The 16557-nt window shown below is 32.2% G+C and carries 20 protein-coding genes; 8 read left to right on the plus strand and 12 right to left on the minus strand.

What is annotated here, in order from left to right; genetic code table 11:
* Window positions 1-278: 278 nt before the first annotated feature.
* From ACIQ66_RS06325 to rsfS, 7 genes are all read right to left on the minus strand, one after another.
* A complete protein-coding gene (locus ACIQ66_RS06325) occupies window positions 279-1037 on the minus strand; it encodes a superoxide dismutase (RefSeq protein ID WP_396211948.1) in 759 nt (252 codons plus the stop codon).
* Between the two features lie 7 nt (window positions 1038-1044).
* Window positions 1045-1326 carry an acyl-CoA-binding protein gene (locus ACIQ66_RS06330; protein ID WP_396211949.1) on the minus strand — a complete coding sequence of 94 codons (282 nt, stop codon included), beginning with the start codon at window positions 1324-1326 and terminating at the stop codon, window positions 1045-1047.
* Entirely contained in the window at window positions 1327-1980 is a 654-nt protein-coding gene (locus ACIQ66_RS06335) for a phosphatidylserine decarboxylase family protein (RefSeq protein WP_396211950.1), read from the minus strand. It abuts the gene before it with no gap.
* The gene (locus ACIQ66_RS06340) at window positions 1970-2848 is read right to left on the minus strand and encodes a phosphatidate cytidylyltransferase (protein ID WP_396211951.1); all 879 of its coding nucleotides are present in this window, start codon (window positions 2846-2848) and stop codon (window positions 1970-1972) included. Before ACIQ66_RS06340 ends, ACIQ66_RS06335 begins: the two co-directional genes overlap by 11 nt.
* Before the next feature lies 1 nt (window position 2849).
* The gene (locus ACIQ66_RS06345; RefSeq protein WP_396211952.1) at window positions 2850-3449 is read right to left on the minus strand and encodes a lactate utilization protein B/C; all 600 of its coding nucleotides are present in this window, start codon (window positions 3447-3449) and stop codon (window positions 2850-2852) included.
* A 110-nt stretch (window positions 3450-3559) separates the two neighbouring features.
* Window positions 3560-5491: an ATP-dependent zinc metalloprotease FtsH gene (ftsH, locus tag ACIQ66_RS06350; RefSeq protein WP_396211953.1), complete on the minus strand. Its 1932-nt coding sequence runs from the start codon at window positions 5489-5491 to the stop codon at window positions 3560-3562.
* Between the two features lie 3 nt (window positions 5492-5494).
* Window positions 5495-5866: a ribosome silencing factor gene (gene rsfS / locus ACIQ66_RS06355; RefSeq protein WP_298180236.1), complete on the minus strand. Its 372-nt coding sequence runs from the start codon at window positions 5864-5866 to the stop codon at window positions 5495-5497.
* A gap of 85 nt (window positions 5867-5951) precedes the next feature.
* Here rsfS and ACIQ66_RS06360 point away from each other — a divergent pair, with 85 nt between their 5' ends.
* Complete coding sequence (locus ACIQ66_RS06360; protein WP_396211954.1) at window positions 5952-6683, plus strand: biotin--[acetyl-CoA-carboxylase] ligase; 732 nt, start codon at window positions 5952-5954, stop codon at window positions 6681-6683.
* Here ACIQ66_RS06360 and ACIQ66_RS06365 read toward each other — a convergent pair whose 3' ends face one another.
* Together ACIQ66_RS06365 and pyrE are read right to left on the minus strand one after the other, a co-directional pair.
* On the minus strand, window positions 6684-7076 hold the full coding sequence (locus ACIQ66_RS06365) for an SRPBCC family protein (RefSeq protein ID WP_396211955.1): 393 nt from the start codon (window positions 7074-7076) through the stop codon (window positions 6684-6686). It abuts the gene before it with no gap.
* 80 nt (window positions 7077-7156) lie between these two features.
* The gene (gene pyrE / locus ACIQ66_RS06370; protein WP_396211956.1) at window positions 7157-7798 is read right to left on the minus strand and encodes an orotate phosphoribosyltransferase; all 642 of its coding nucleotides are present in this window, start codon (window positions 7796-7798) and stop codon (window positions 7157-7159) included.
* A 7-nt stretch (window positions 7799-7805) separates the two neighbouring features.
* Here pyrE and ACIQ66_RS06375 point away from each other — a divergent pair, with 7 nt between their 5' ends.
* Window positions 7806-8411, plus strand: coding sequence for an NUDIX hydrolase (locus tag ACIQ66_RS06375; RefSeq protein ID WP_396211957.1), 606 nt, complete (start codon window positions 7806-7808; stop codon window positions 8409-8411).
* Window positions 8412-8538: 127 nt separating this feature from the next.
* Window positions 8539-9882, plus strand: coding sequence for a DEAD/DEAH box helicase (locus ACIQ66_RS06380; protein WP_396211958.1), 1344 nt, complete (start codon window positions 8539-8541; stop codon window positions 9880-9882).
* A gap of 66 nt (window positions 9883-9948) precedes the next feature.
* Here ACIQ66_RS06380 and coaD read toward each other — a convergent pair whose 3' ends face one another.
* Complete coding sequence (gene coaD, locus ACIQ66_RS06385; RefSeq protein WP_396211959.1) at window positions 9949-10401, minus strand: pantetheine-phosphate adenylyltransferase; 453 nt, start codon at window positions 10399-10401, stop codon at window positions 9949-9951.
* 76 nt (window positions 10402-10477) lie between these two features.
* On the minus strand, window positions 10478-11464 hold the full coding sequence (locus ACIQ66_RS06390) for a D-alanine--D-alanine ligase (protein WP_396211960.1): 987 nt from the start codon (window positions 11462-11464) through the stop codon (window positions 10478-10480).
* A 187-nt stretch (window positions 11465-11651) separates the two neighbouring features.
* Here ACIQ66_RS06390 and ACIQ66_RS06395 point away from each other — a divergent pair, with 187 nt between their 5' ends.
* On the plus strand, window positions 11652-12296 hold the full coding sequence (locus ACIQ66_RS06395; RefSeq protein ID WP_396211961.1) for a PASTA domain-containing protein: 645 nt from the start codon (window positions 11652-11654) through the stop codon (window positions 12294-12296).
* Window positions 12286-13326, plus strand: a complete 1041-nt coding sequence (locus tag ACIQ66_RS06400; protein ID WP_396211962.1) for an RluA family pseudouridine synthase — start codon at window positions 12286-12288, stop codon at window positions 13324-13326. The genes ACIQ66_RS06395 and ACIQ66_RS06400 overlap by 11 nt, the downstream gene beginning before the upstream one ends.
* 161 nt (window positions 13327-13487) lie before the next feature.
* Here the strand turns inward: ACIQ66_RS06400 and ACIQ66_RS06405 are convergent, their stop codons facing one another.
* Entirely contained in the window at window positions 13488-13616 is a 129-nt protein-coding gene (locus ACIQ66_RS06405; RefSeq protein WP_396211963.1) for a hypothetical protein, read from the minus strand.
* 204 nt (window positions 13617-13820) lie between these two features.
* On the opposite strand from ACIQ66_RS06405, the gene hutH reads away from it, so the two are divergent.
* The 3 genes from hutH (at window position 13821) to yaaA (ending at window position 16538) form a co-directional block, all read left to right on the plus strand.
* Window positions 13821-15323 (plus strand): histidine ammonia-lyase, encoded by a 1503-nt coding sequence (gene hutH, locus ACIQ66_RS06410; RefSeq protein ID WP_396211964.1) that lies wholly within the window; start codon window positions 13821-13823, stop codon window positions 15321-15323.
* Window positions 15324-15326: 3 nt separating this feature from the next.
* Window positions 15327-15629, plus strand: coding sequence for an Mpo1-like protein (locus ACIQ66_RS06415; RefSeq protein WP_396211965.1), 303 nt, complete (start codon window positions 15327-15329; stop codon window positions 15627-15629).
* Window positions 15630-15779: 150 nt separating this feature from the next.
* Window positions 15780-16538 (plus strand): peroxide stress protein YaaA, encoded by a 759-nt coding sequence (yaaA, locus tag ACIQ66_RS06420; protein ID WP_396211966.1) that lies wholly within the window; start codon window positions 15780-15782, stop codon window positions 16536-16538.
* Window positions 16539-16557: the final 19 nt, after the last annotated feature.

Below are 16557 nucleotides of genomic sequence, written 5' to 3' on the forward strand. Positions count from 1 at the left end.
TCAGAACAAGCTTTATTATGTGGTATGAATGATGTAATAATTAAACCTTTTGAACAATCTAAGCTTTTTCAGATAAAATTTTTAATATGATTGAAAAAAATAATTAACATTATGATTATATAGTTAATTAGTTATAGATTTTTGTCCTAATTAGACTAGATTAATTCTGCATTTTATTTTAAAATTGCCTTTCTTTAGTTTTGTAAAAGGTATTTATCAAGTAAATATTTTTGTTGCAAATAGTTTGATAGTAGAAACTTCTTTTGAAATGAAGTAAATCAGTTTTTTATTGCTTCTTTGTAACGTTCTTCTACTTTTTTCCAATTGATAATTTTAAAAAAAGCATCAATATATCTTGATCTTTTATTTTGATAATTCAAATAATATGCGTGTTCCCATACATCTAATGCTAAAATTGGAATGCCTTTTATTTCTGCTATTGGCATTAAAGGATTGTCTTGATTTGGAGTTGAAGTAATTTGAAGTTTACCAGTTTCATCAGTAACAAGCCAAGCCCAACCAGAACCAAACTGTTTATTTGCGGCATCTTTAAAAGCTGATTCAAAGTTAGCATACGAACCAAAATCTCTTTTAATTGAACTCGCCAAAGTATCTTTAGGTTGACCACCGGCTTTTGGAGTAATGTTATCCCAAAAAAGATTATGATTGTAGTAACCACCTGCATTGTTTCGTAATGCAGCGTTTTTCATATCCAATTTTTTCAAAATTTCTTCAATTGTTAAATCGGTTTCTTCTTCACTTGCTAAAGCTTTATTCAAATTATTTGTATAAGCTAAGTAGTGTTTGGAATAATGAATTTCCATTGTAGCCGCATCAATATGAGGAATTAAAGCATCATAATCATAAGGTAATTTTTTTAATTCAAATATTCCTTCATCGGCTTTTACATCATCAGGATTACCAATTGTAAGCTTTTCTTCTGCTGCAGGAAGCGGAACTTCTACAACTTCGGTTAGTTTTTTATTGTTACAAGATATAAGTAATAGAAAAAAAGAAAAAAACACAAATTTTTTCATGAGAAAATTATTTTCTTGAATTATGGATTTCGAGTATATTTTTGATGTATAGTTCTTTAGCTTCATTAATACTAAGATGACTAATTTGCATCCAGGCATTGGTTTTAAAAGCATTTCTTAAATCAAAATTAAGCATTTGATTTGAAGAAACAATATTATTTTCAGAAGTAGCATGCTTGTAATAGGCATACAAGCGCAACTGAACATCTTGCGGTAAGGAAGCTTGCGGAATAGTTTCTGCAATTTCAACGGCTTCTTGAAATCGAGTATCTAAATCTTTTTCTACCATTTACGACTTTGTAGCTATAATAGTTTGGTTACCAATTGCTTTTTGGTTCAATTTTACATTTATTTCTGTGCCCAAAGGTAAAAAAATATCAACTCTCGAACCAAATTTTATAAAGCCAGCATCTTCACCTTGAACTACTTGCATTCCTTCTTCGGCATAGTTTACAATTCTACGAGCTAAAGCACCTGCAATTTGACGGTACAAAATTTCACCAAAATTCTTAGTTTCGATAACAACAGTTGTGCGTTCGTTTTCTTCACTAGCTTTTGGATGCCAGGCTACAAGAAATTTTCCAGGATGGTATTGGCTAAAATTGATTCTTCCGCTTGCTGCAAAACGAGTTACATGTACATTTATTGGCGACATAAATATAGAAACTTGAAGACGTTTGTCTTTAAAATATTCACTTTCAAAAACTTCTTCAATAACTACCACTTTTCCATCAACTGGTGCGATTATAACATTATTATTTACAATCAAGTCTCTTTTCGGATTTCTAAAAAATTGTAAAATTATAATTAGAAATAACAATGTAGCTATCTCTATTGCTTTTTGTAGCCAAAAAATTTCTATAAAATTATCAGCTAATAATAAAAATACAACCGTTAATGTTGTCGAAATCAATATGATTTTTCCGCCTTCTTTATGAAACATAATATAAAATTTGATAAAACAAAAATATGAATGGTGCTACAAATATAACACTATCTAGTCGATCTAAAACACCACCATGACCTGGCATTATTTTCCCACTGTCTTTTACACCAGCAATTCGTTTGAATTTTGATTCAATTAAATCACCAGTAGTTCCAAAAACACCTACCATTAATGCAATTCCTATCCAAATATATTGGGCTAATTGCTTTCCTTCGATATAATATTTGGATATAAAAAAACTTGCTATTACAGCAAAAACAATCCCGCCAACAAAACCTTCTATTGTTTTTTTAGGAGAAATTCTTTCAAATAATTTATTTTTCCCAATAGATTTTCCGACTAAATAAGCAAAAGTATCGTTTGTCCAAATAAGAATAAATAAGCCTAAAATGATTTTTGGATTATAACTTTTTATTCCAAATGAAATTTTTACAATAAAAATAAAGGGAAGAATTATATAGCCTAAAAGATACAGATATTTGGATGAGTTACTGATAGTTTGCATTTTGTCATAAAATAAAAATAAAATACACTTTATAGAAACAACCATCGTAATTGAAAGTAAAACAAGATTTAACTGATTGATATTTAGTGAAATATCGTAGTTTTTATTGAGGTTTTTTAAAAGAAAATCTTGACTCTCATTTTTATAAAAACTTACTAAAATGATACTTGAATATAAGAAAAAACCAAAAAGAATAGGAAAAACTTTTTTGATTTGAATTAAATTACAAAATTCATAAACAGCAATTAACATGAAAACGCCAAATAAAGTAAAAAAACTTTCTTTTGAATATAGTGTTGAACCTATTAATAGAAGTATATAAATAGCTCCAGAAATGGCTCTCTTTAGCGTTTCATTCATATTACAAGTCTTCTAAAAGCAGAAGGTATAAGTTTTTTGCAGAACTTCCATAGTGAAGAAAATCTTCTTCTTTTTCTTTTTCAAAATATTTAATGGTAGTAATATTGGTTGGATAATCTTTGTTGTATTTTTTCTTAATTAATTGCAAACCATCGCTTTTATTTTCTAAAATTTGGCTTGTAGTAGCAAGAATTACAATGTTGTCTGGCAAATCATTTGGTTTGTTTTGCTTTATTTGATTAGAAGAGAATAAAACGGCGCCTTCATCTGCAATAAGATTTTCACAACTTGCAAATAAAAATTTAGGGTTTTTAGGGTTTTCGTATGTTAACTTATTCTCGTCAAGTAAAGTGTATAATTTTGGTTCGTAACAAATAACTTCTGACTCGAACCAATCATTTTCTTCTAATATATTTTCAAATTGTTCTCTTACTTCGCCTAGGTTTTCACAATATAAGAATTTACCTCCATTTTTTTTGAAATTGAAAGTAAATTTTTCATCAGCAGGTGCTGAATCTAGTAGCGAAGTATTAAAGTCGCTTTCTCTTTCTTCATCGGAAGAATCATTACCACTACCAAAAATTTTTTTGAAAAGACTCATATAAAAAATTCAAAATATTATATTTTCAATCTTGAAAACCCTCAAAGATAAAAAAATCTTAATTCAAAAGTGTTTTTGAATTAAGATTTTATTAAAACTATATTAACAATTTATAAATCGGTTTCTGGCTGCAAATTTGAGTCAAATTTACGCTTACCAAAAATAGCTTCTAAATCATCTTTGAAAATAACTTCTTTTTCAATTAAAATGTCTGCTAACTGATTCAATTTATCTTTGTTTTCCTCCAAAATTGTAATTGCTCTTTGGTATTGACCTTCAATTAAAGCTGAAATTTCCTTGTCAATAACTTGTGCAGTATCTTCAGAGTAAGGTTTAGAAAAACTATATTCGCTTTGACCTGATGAATCGTAATAAGTTACATTTCCTATTTTATCATTCAATCCATAAACTGTAACCATAGCTCTTGCTTGTTTAGTCACTTTTTCTAAGTCGCTTAAAGCTCCTGTAGAAATTCGGTTGAAAGTCACTTTTTCGGCAGCTCTTCCGCCCATAGTCGCACACATTTCATCAAGCATTTGATCTGGACGAACAATTAATCTTTCTTCTGGAAGATACCATGCCGCGCCCAAACTTTGACCTCTTGGAACAATTGTAACTTTAATTAGTGGAGCAGCATGTTCAAGAATCCAGCTTACAGTAGCGTGACCAGCTTCGTGAATAGCGATTGCTTTCTTTTCATCTGGTGTAACGATTTTATTTTTCTTTTCTAATCCGCCAACTATACGGTCTACAGCATCTAGGAAATCTTGTTTATCCACAGCTTCTTTATTATTTCTAGCTGCAATCAAAGCTGCTTCGTTACATACATTTGCAATATCTGCTCCTGAAAAACCTGGTGTTTGTTTTGCTAAGAAATCAGTATCTAAACCTTCAACCTTTTTCAATGGTGCTAAGTGAACTTCAAAAATTTCTTTACGTTCTCTAACATCTGGAAGATCAACAAATATTTGTCGGTCAAAACGTCCTGCACGCATTAAGGCTTTGTCTAAAACATCAGCTCTGTTGGTTGCAGCAAGCACAATTACATTTGAATTGGTTCCAAAACCATCCATTTCGGTAAGTAATTGATTTAATGTATTTTCACGCTCATCATTTCCGCCTGACATATTGCTTTTTCCTCTTGCTCTACCAACGGCATCAATTTCATCAATAAAGATAATAGCTGGAGATTTTTCTTTTGCTTGTTTGAATAAATCTCTAACACGTGAAGCTCCCACACCAACAAACATTTCAACAAAATCTGAACCTGATAAAGAGAAAAAAGGAACTTTTGCCTCGCCAGCAACAGCTTTTGCTAATAATGTTTTTCCAGTTCCTGGGGGACCAACTAATAAGGCGCCTTTTGGTATTTTGCCACCAAGATTAGTGTATTTGGTTGGATTTTTCAGGAATTCAACAATTTCTTGAATTTCTTCTTTTGCACCCTCTAAACCAGCTACATCTTTGAATGTTGTTTTAATTTCATTTTTTTCATCAAAAAGTTTTGCTTTCGATTTTCCAATGCTAAAAATTTGACCTCCACCACCAGCTCCGCCATTCATTCGTCGCATGATAAAAATCCAAATACCTAGTATTAAAAGTATTGGAAGTAATGAGCCAATTAATCCTGACCAATCCTCTTTTTGAAGAAAATCATAACTTTTTAATTTCTTTTCAGCAACAGCTGTTTCCAATTTTTTTTGAAAAAGCTCATCATTACCAATGTTGGTTAAAGTATAGTGTGGACCTTTGTTTGGTCTATTCAAATAATCTTTATAAATAGCTTTATATTTTACAGTATCCAAAAGAGCTTTTTTACTCAAAAAGACTTCTGCTTCGGTTTTATTATAAACAGTTACTTTTTCAACATCACCTTTTGAAAGAATTTGGTTGAATTCAGATGTGTTAACAGGTAATACTTCTTTAAAAGATGATCCACCCGAAAATACACTTATTAGAATAAAGATTACAATTAAAACTCCATACACAAAATACGGATTAACTTTAGGTGTTTTTAAATTTGGTTTATTTTCTTCAGCCATTATTTAGTATTTATTTTCAATTGTGGTTATTTTAGCATCGCCCCAAAGGCTTTCTATGTTGTAATATTCACGAATATGTTTTTGAAAAACATGTACAACAATCGTTACATAGTCCATCAATACCCATTCGCCATTTTCGGCACCTTCAACATGCCAAGGTTTGTCTTTTATTTCTTTAGAAACTGTTTTTTGAATAGAACCAACAATTGCATTTACTTGAGTATTTGAATTTCCGTTACATATAACGAAATAATCACATGCAGAATTGTCTATTTCTCTTAAATCTAGAATATCAATATCATTACCCTTTACTTCTTCAATTCCTTTAATGATATGAGCTAATAAAATATCATCATTTGTAGTTTTTTTTGCCATGTATTTATTTTGTATAAGTTTGCAAAGTTATCACTTTTTGTGATTAATTTTGAAACTTTACCATAAGTTTAAATTATAAATTTATATGAAACTAATCAAACTCGGTGCCATAGATTCTACCAATGATTATTTGAAATCACTAAGTAGTAAAAATGTGCTTGAAAACTTCACAGTAATAACGGCTCAAAGTCAGCATAAAGGACGTGGTCAAATGGGGGCAAGTTGGATATCAGAGGCTGGTAAAAATCTTATTATGAGTGTTTTGGTTAAAGATGTTTTAAAAAATGCTGATGAGATTTTTCATCTAAATGTAGCGGTTGCTTCGGCTGTTATTCAATCATTAGCCGAATGTAATTTACCTAATTTAAGCATAAAATGGCCAAACGACATTATGTCAGACAATAAAAAAGTTTGTGGCATTTTGGTAGAAAATAGTTTCAAATCTGACAGTAAAATAGAATCAATCGTCGGAATTGGATTGAATGTTAATCAAACTTCATTTGATAATTTGCCAAAAGCTTCTTCAATGGCATCAATTATGAGTAAAGAATTTGATTTGGATACTATTGTTGAAAGTATCATTTTTCATATCAAACAAAATTGCAATTTGATACTTTCTAATCAGGCTTATAAAGTTTGGAATGATTTTCACCGTTATTTGTTCAAAATTAATGTTCCAATACCTTTTGAAGATGTAAATCAAAATCGTTTTATGGGAATTATTCAAGGCGTAACAAATGACGGCAAATTAGAAGTTCTTCTAGAAGATGATTCTGTCAAAACTTATGGAATCAAAGAAATTCAGCTTCTTTATTAATTACAATTTATGCATATTTGAAGCCAAAGTTTCCAAAAACTTCGTGATTGGACCTTTTATCATCATAGCCATCATAGGATTGAATTCGCCTTCAAAATCTAACTTTACATCACTTGCGTTTTCTGAAACAGCAGTGATATTTGCTACCAACGAAAAGGGTAATTTATCACTTGCAGCATTCAAAACCACTTTTGAATTAGGAATTCCTTCTTTCAATCGTAATTTAATTTCAGGCATACCTTTTAAACCAAAATTGAAAATATCATCTCCAAGAACTTCAAATTTAGCAATATTTTCAGGCATTAACTTTTCAAAATTTTTCACATCAATCAAAGCATTGAATAAATATTCTGCTGATTTTTCTACAGTAACTTTAGGGCTTTCTAGGTTCATTTTTTATTATTTGTTGTTATTTGTTTTGGGTTTATTTTTTTGTTTAAACTATTAACAATAAACCACTAACTATAAACTATTTACACATTCCAAGTCGAAGGATTTTTTCTCCATTCTTGTAGAGTAATTTGCTCTTTTTCTGTAATATATTGTTTTTCTACGGCTAATTCTAAAAGATGGTTGTAATTGCTTAATGTATTCAAATTTACATTGGCATTTTTAAAATTTTCTTCGGCAACATCAAAACCATAAGTAAAAATAGCAATCATTCCTTTTACATGAGCACCAGCTTCTTTTAGTGCTTCAACGGCTAATAAGCTGCTATTTCCTGTCGAAATTAAATCTTCTACCACTACAACATTTTGTCCTTTTTGCAAAAAACCTTCCACTTGATTCTGTCTTCCGTGCTTTTTTGCTTCGGGTCTAACGTACACAAATGGCAGTCCTAACTCTTCTGCAACAAGAATGCCAATGCCAATTGCGCCCGTTGCAACACCAGCAATGACATCTGGTTTGCCATAAATTTCAGTTATTTGCTTAGAAAACTCATCTCGAATGTAATTTCTTATCGCTGGAAATGAGAGTGTTAGACGATTATCACAATAGATTGGTGAATTCCAACCAGAAGCCCACTTAAAAGGATTTGACGGATTCAATTTAATTGCATTTATTTGTAAAAGCAATTCGGCTGTTTTTTCGGCTGTTTCTTTATTAAAAATCATACTACAAATGTATAAAGTTTTTGTGAACGATAAACCACTTTTTTTGACAAATGAAGTTGCCAAAGAAACCGATTTCCAACTATTCCTGCTAGAAAGTGTTGATATTGAGCAACTTATTGTTAAAATGTTTAACAATAAAATTAAGAAAGCTTATTTGTATTATCCTGACGAAAAGGAAATTTTAAAGAAAGTTAAAGAAAAAATTCCTGTTAAAAAAGCGGGTGGCGGATTGGTTTATAACAAGAATGGCGACGTTTTATTCATTTTTAGGAACGGAAAATGGGATTTGCCAAAAGGCGGATGCGACAAAGGTGAAGAAATTGAAGATTGCTCAATAAGAGAAGTCGAAGAAGAAACAGGGGTTCAAAATTTAAAAATCACTAGAAAACTTCAAAAAACGTATCATATTTTTAAAAGAAATGGTGTTTATAGGCTTAAAATAACGCATTGGTTTGAAATGACAACTAATTTTGAAGGAACACCAACACCACAAGCCGAAGAAGGAATTGAAAAAGTAGCTTGGCTAAACCCAGAACAAATAAAAGATGCCATGAAAAACTCGTATGAAAATATAAAATTGTTGTTTGAAAATGAAAATAGTCTCAAAATCTGATTTAGATTTGCAAGAAAAGGAATTCATCTGCCAACTTTTGGAATACTGAATATCCTGAAAAATTAGCGTATCAATCAGTTGGAGAATTTTAAATTTATAATTCATAAATTGGTTTTACCTTTGCCGTATGAATCAAAATCCACATTCCAACAATATTCTTCTTAATTTAGGGATAGAAGCACTCAACGAAATGCAGGTGGCTGCGCAAGAAACCATCTTGAACGACACCAATGTATTACTACTTTCACCAACAGGTTCTGGAAAAACATTAGCGTTTTTATTGCCTATTTTTCAAATGTTGGATGATACTTGCAAAGATGTTCAATGCTTAATTTTAGTGCCATCACGCGAATTGGGATTGCAAATTGAACAAGTTTGGAAAAAAATGGGAACCGATTACAAAGTAAATGTTTGCTACGGCGGTCATTCTATCGAAACAGAAATCAAAAATTTATCCAATCCACCAGCGGTTTTGATTGGAACGCCTGGACGAATTGCCGATCATATCGATAGAGGCACTTTTTCTACCGAGAACATTCAAACGTTGATTTTAGATGAATTTGATAAATCCTTGCAATTGGGTTTTCATGAACAAATGAGTTTTATTATTTCGAGATTGAATAAGTTAAACAAACGTGTTTTGGTTTCGGCAACTTCTGATATTGAAATTCCTAACTATACACGAGTGATTAATGCGACGGTTTTGGATTTTATTCCGACTGAAGAAGAAAACTTGAATTTGAGTTTGAAAATGGTCGTTTCTAAAGAAAAAGACAAAATCAATGCGCTTTTCCATTTGCTTTGTTTTTTGAAATCGGAAGCGGCGATTATCTTTTGCAACCATCGTGATGCTGCCGAACGCATTAGCGACACCTTAAACGAAAAAGGAATTTATTCGACCTACTATCACGGTGGAATGGATCAAGACGAACGTGAACGCGCTTTAATTCAGTTTAGAAACGGAAGCGTGAGTTATTTGGTAACAACAGATTTAGCAGCTCGCGGATTGGATATTCCCGAAATGAATCACGTAATTCACTATCATTTGCCTTTAAAAGAAGACGAATTCACGCATAGAAACGGACGAACGGCTAGAATGTTAGCTTCGGGAACGGCTTATATAATCGCTCACGAAAGCGAGAAAAAAATGGACTATTTAGATTATAAAATGCCCGTTTTAAATGTAGAAAATTCATCAACTTTGCCAAAACCACCTGAATTTCAAACGATTTATGTTAGTGGCGGAAAGAAAAACAAGTTAAACAAAATTGACATAGTAGGTTTCTTTTCTCAAAAAGGAAAACTAGAAAAAGGCGATTTAGGTTTGATTGAAGTAAAAGATTTCATTTCGTTTGCCGCTGTAAAATCTAAAAAAGTAAAACAATTTCTTTCTAACATTCGTGATGAAAAAATGAAAGGAAAGAAGTTTAAAATTGAAGTGGCGCGAAAAGTTGTTAAGAAAGAGGGGTAATTGAGTCACAGTTTTCAGTCGCAGTTTTCAGCAGTATAAACTGAAAACTGGGACTGCGACTGAAAACTAAATCCTAACAGAATCCGGAACCAAAACCGTATAATCGCCGCCATTTCGCAATACATCACGAACTATACTTGACGAAATATAAGAAGTTTTTGCTGCTGTCAATAAGAACACAGTTTCTATTTTAGACAATCTTCTGTTGGTGTGTGCAATGGCTTTTTCAAATTCAAAATCGGCTGGATTTCGTAATCCACGTAATATGAATTCTGCTTTTTCTTTTCGGCATAAATCAATAGTCAAACCTTCGTAAGTGATAACTCTTACTTTTGGTTCGTCTTTAAAAGCTTCTTCGATAAAGCGTTTTCTGTCTTCAAGCGAAAACATGTATTTTTTTTCGGCATTGATTCCAATAGCAATAATCACTTCATCAAATAGTGAAATGCCTCTTTCAATAATGTCAAAATGACCGTTAGTTATTGGGTCAAATGAACCTGGAAATATAGCTTTTTTCATTGTTTTTTAGTTATCGGTTGTCTGTTGTCTGTTGTCAGTTAACAGAGAACTGATAACAGAGAACTGACAACCATTTTTATTTCTTCCAAATAGGTTTTCTTTCCAAAGCTAATTTAATTTCATTATCCAACAAATCACTCATTGGCATTTTTGAATAGTCTGCTTGTTGCGGAAAGATACTTTGCGGTGACAATCCCGGATTGGTATTGATTTCGATAAAATGCGGAATGTCATTCATAATAATAAAATCGGTTCTCGAAAAACCTGACATTCCTAATGATTCATATACTTTTTTGGCGGTTTCTTCAACGCGAGTTTTGATTTCTTCAGTTAAATCGGCAGGCGTTACTTCTTCTGATTTTCCTAAATATTTAGCTTCATAATCAAAGAATTCGTTTTGCGAAATAATTTCAGTTATGCCCATTACTTTGGTTGCTCCGTTGTATTTGATTACGCCAACCGAAACTTCTCTTCCTTTTAGATAGGATTCTATCAAAATATCATTGTCTTCTGCAAAGGCAAATTCTAATGCTTTTGGAAAATCATCTAACGAGTTAACTCTCGAAACACCTAGTGAACTCCCAGATTGATTGGGTTTTACAAAAAATGGCAATCCTAATTCTTTCACGATTTTCTCGCCATCAATTTCATTTCCTTTAGATAAATAAATAGAATTGGCTTTCGGAATATTAAATTTTGATAAAACCGAAAGTGTATCACGCTTGTTAAAAGTCAAACTCGATTGGTAAAAACTGCAACCTGTATAAGGCAATTCAAGTAATTCCCAATAGGCTTGCATGTGTCCGTCTTCGCCTGGCGTACCGTGAATGGTATTTACTGCAATGTCGAATTTTACCGTTTGATTGTCTTTTGTAAAAGTAAAATCAGCCTTATTAATCGGATATTTTTGTTGGTCAATCAAGCAATACCAACCTTCTTTTAGTATATGAACTTCAAAGGGTTTGTACTTGTTTTTATCGATATGATTTAAAATAAGTTGACCACTTCTAACCGAAATTACCGATTCGTCAGAGTATCCGCCCATTACAACAGCTACATTCATTGTATTTTTTTATTAATTACTATACAAAAATAGCACATTTGTTTAAACTTGTACTAATCTTATTAATGATTTAATTGATTTTATGTAGTACAATGCCAATGCATGTTTTTTTTAGTCAATTTTTATTGAATAATTATAAAATAACAATCAGTATAAAAATTATATCTTTGCGATAAATATATTTTTTATGAGTTTACGAAACTATTTTAAGAGTAGAGTATTTTTTATGCAAATGCTAGCAGCTATAGTGATTGTTTGTGCAATTGCCTACTTGTTTTTTCATTGGTTAACCTTTACAACCAACCATGGTGAGGAAATTACGGTTCCTAATTTGGCAAAACTAACCGAAGAACAAGTCGAAGAAAAACTAGATGATTTAGATTTGGACTACGTTTTGCTAGACAGTGTTGATTACAATAAAGATTTCCCTAAACATTCAGTTGTAGAGCAAGATCCTTTACCAGGTGCTAAAGTAAAAGAAGATAGAAAAGTATATATCAAAATTAATTCTTCTGGATTTAAAATGGTAACCGTGCCCAATTTGGTTCAGAAAACGTATCGTCAAGCAGTTCCAACTTTGCGTTCTCTTGGTTTAGAAGAAGGCGAAATTACTTACAGTCCTCACATGGGAAAAGACATGGTTCTTGAAATGCGTTACAACGGAAAAAAACTAAATCCGGGAACGAAAGTCTTTAAATCATCCAAAATAGATTTGGTTTTAGGTGACGGAAAAGTTAAATTTGAAGAAATGGAACAAGATACAACAGCAACTTCAACCGAAACGCCTGTTGAAGAACCTCAAACAGAAACACCACCAACCGATGGACAATAATCAGATTGACGAAATTGTAGAAGACGAATTATTCGAACACTACCGATTTGATGTGCCCAATGGTCAAGCCTTGTTACGAATAGACAAGTATTTGATGAATTTGATTCCGAATGCTACTCGTAATAAGATACAAACGGCGGCTACTAATGGCGATATTTATGTAAATGATATTCCAGTAAAGTCGAATTATAAGGTAAAACCTTTGGATGTTATTCGTATTTTGTTGTCGCATCCACCGTTTGAAAACCGAGTTGACCCCGAAGATATTCCGCTAGATATTGTTTACGAAGACGATGCTTTGTTGCTTATTAACAAACCGCCAGACTTTGTAGTGCATCCAGGTCACGGAAATTATACCGGAACATTGGTGAACGCGTTGGCATTTCATTTTGAAAACTTGCCTATGAATAGTTCCGAACGACCAGGTTTGGTTCATCGTATCGATAAAGACACTTCTGGATTGTTGGTTATTGCTAAAACCGAAGCGGCTATGACGCATCTTGCCAAACAATTTGAAGCCAAAACGTCTGAAAGAGAATATATTGCGCTTGTTTGGGGAAATGTCAAAGAAGACGAAGGCACGATAGAAGGCAATATAGCACGCCACGTAAAAGACCGCATGCAAATGGCTGTTTTTGCCGACCCAGAAATAGGAAAACCTGCAATTACGCACTATAAAGTTTTAGAGCGTTTTGGTTATGTAACCTTAGTTTCTTGCATTTTAGAAACCGGAAGAACGCACCAAATTCGTGTACACATGAAACACATCGGGCATACTTTATTCAACGATGCGCGTTATGGCGGCGATTTGATTTTGAAAGGAACTACTTTTACCAAATACAAGCAGTTTATCGATAACTGTTTCAAGATATTACCAAGACAAGCACTTCATGCCAAAACACTTGGATTTAAGCATCCTACAACTGGCGAAATGATGCGATTTGACACCGAACTGCCACAAGATATGCAAGATTGTATCGAAAAATGGCGCGGTTATTCGCAAAGCAATGCTAGTGAGGTAGAAGAATAATTTTTAGGAGCTATTTACTTCGTCAGTTCGATCTTTTGGAGCTTGTGTCCAGCTCTCCACTATACCTGCCTGCCGGCAGACAGGTCTTTCCTTTTTAAAGAAAAAAAAAGGATACCATTACTATCTAGGCTAGGGGTTTTAGTGGTAATTTTAACCTATTTCTATAAAAGAAATTGTTTCAAGTCGTTATAGCTTTTAATTTTGATGCTAACTTTTTCTTTTCCTAAAACACTTTCAATCTCTTTTGGAATAAATATTTTGCATAGCCATTTGGTTGGTGCATCATACATTTCAAGAGTAGTTTTTTTACTTAATTAAATAAAAGGTGTTTGTGTTTTTATGAATATCAAAATTTTACATCGTTATCGTATTTAAAATAAATTATTTGAATTGTCATAAATCCTAAAATTATTGATTTGATACTAAAATAGAAGTTAAAATAGTTGTATTTTAACAATTGTTTGCTGAATTTTGAACTCAAATTATATTCAAAAATGGAGCATTCGCATTACATCAGTTCGGAAGTGTTGCAATTAGAGACTTTGCAAGACATTATATCGCAGCACAAACCAATTGCCTTATCGGAAGAAGCTAAAATCAATATTCAAAAATGTCGTGAGTATTTGGATAAGAAAATGGCTTCGCACGACCAACCGATTTACGGAATCAATACAGGTTTTGGTTCGTTGTGTAATGTAATTATCTCTGATGAAAACTTATCGCAACTTCAAGAAAATTTAGTAAAGTCGCATGCTTGTGGAACCGGAGATGAAGTGCCACAAGAGATTGTAAAAATCATGTTGTTGCTTAAAATTCAGAGTTTGAGTTATGGAAATTCTGGAGTGCAATTGCAAACGGTTGAACGCTTGGTTGATTTTTATAATAATGCTATTTTGCCTGTAATTTATACTCAAGGTTCGCTTGGTGCAAGTGGCGATTTGGCTCCGTTGGCACATTTATCGTTACCTTTATTAGGCGAAGGCGAAGTAAATTTTGAAGGTAAGAAAGTACATTCATCAGAAGTTTTGAAGAAATTTAATTGGCAACCAATCGTTTTGCAATCTAAAGAAGGGTTGGCATTGTTGAATGGAACGCAGTTTATGAGTTCATACGGAAGTTTTATTTTGCTAAAAGCGATGAAATATTCTTATTTAGCTGATGTAATTTCGGCCATTTCATTAGAAGGATTTGATGGAAGAATTGAACCTTTTAATGAGTTGATACATTATGTTCGACCACATAAAGGACAGATTGTGACTGCTAAACGTATGACAGAATTGTTGGAAGAAAGTCAAATTATTATACAACAAAAGCAACACGTTCAAGATCCTTATTCGTTTAGATGTATTCCGCAAGTGCATGGAGCTTCGAAAGATGCAATTGATTATGTAAAGAAAGTATTTAAGACAGAAATTAATTCGGTTACGGATAATCCAAATATTTTTGTGGGTGAAGATGTCATTATTTCAGGTGGGAATTTCCACGGTCAACCTTTAGCTTTGGCTCTAGATTTTCTAGCGATTGCTTTATCAGAATTAGGAAGTATTTCAGAAAGAAGAACGTACCAATTAATTTCAGGTTTACGCGGTTTGCCTGCTTTTTTAGTGGACAATCCTGGTTTGAATTCAGGTTTTATGATTCCACAATATACGGCTGCAAGTATTGCTAGTCAGAACAAACAATTGGCTACTCCAGCCAGTATTGACAGTATTGTTTCAAGTAACGGACAAGAAGATCACGTTTCGATGGGAGCAAACGCAGCAACCAAATGCTTGAAAGTTATGGAAAACTTAGAGCGTATTTTGGCTATAGAATTGATGAATGCCTCGCAAGCTATTGAATTCAGACGACCTTTAAAATCAAGTGACTTTATAGAAATGTTCTTAAAATCTTATAGAGAAGAAGTTCCTTTTGTAAAAGAAGATAGAATATTACACTATGATATTGAAAAATCAGTAGCGTTTTTGAATAGTTTTTTAATTGATTTGGAAGAGTAAAACATGGAAAGAATAAAAAAATACAGCGATTTTTATGCTTTTTATTTGACAGAACACAGCAACAAAACTTCTAGAATTTTGCATTTTGTTGGAACTTTGTTGTTTTTTGTGTTGTTATCTTATTTTACCATCTCAAATCAATACGAACATTTATGGATTCTTCCAATTGTAGGGTATGGTTTTGCATGGTCTGGACATTTCTTCTTTGAAAAAAATAAACCTGCTACTTTCAAATATCCATTTTGGTCATTAATCTCAGATTTTAAACTTTTTTTTGAATTAGTAGTTGGAAAACAAAAATTTTAAAATTTAAATTAACCTCTAAACTACCAATAACTTAACAAACATATCTAAGTTTTATGTTTAGTGTTGATTGTTTTTTAGTTTGTTGTTCGAAGTTAAACTAAAATTTTAAATGTCATTATCCTTTTGTATTTTTGAAAATAAATTTATCTAATGAAAATAGTAATTTCTCCTTCTAAAGCTTTGGATTTTGAAAAACCTTTGCCAACAATTCAGTTCTCGCAAAGTGATTTTTTGAAAGAAAGCAAAATTATTAACACTGTTATCAAGCAAAAATCGCCTAAAGAATTGTCTGAGTTAATGGCGATTTCAGATAAATTAGGCGAACTCAATTGGCAACGAAATAAAGATTGGAAAACACCATTTACTACAGAAAATGCTCGCCCTGCGCTTTACGCCTTTGATGGCGATGTTTATACAGGTTTGGATGCGTTTTCACTTTCGATGGAAAAAGTCGCTGTTTTGCAAGAGAAACTCCGAATTCTATCTGGATTGTATGGGATTTTGAAACCATTAGATTTAATGCAACCATATAGATTAGAAATGGGAACAAAATTACCCATTGGCGAAAGCAAAAACTTATACGATTTTTGGAAAAAAACAATTACAACTGCTTTGAATAAAGAATTGAAAAACGGCGATTTATTTGTCAATTTGGCAAGTAACGAATATTTTTCGGCTATAGATGTGAAAGCGTTAAAGGTTACAGTAATTACGCCAGAATTCAAAGATTACAAAGATGGAAAATTGAAAATGATTAGCTTTTTTGCCAAAAAGGCTAGAGGCTTAATGGTGCGATATATTGTAGATACAAATGCCGAAACTATTGATGACTTGAAAGGTTTCAATTATGAAGGTTATCGTTTTGATGACAATCTTTCTAAAGGAAATCAACTAGTTTTTACCAGATAAAAAGATGTAAAAATAAAAG

The sequence above is a fragment of the Flavobacterium sp. genome (assembly GCF_044377315.1).
Lineage (GTDB): Bacteria > Bacteroidota > Bacteroidia > Flavobacteriales > Flavobacteriaceae > Flavobacterium.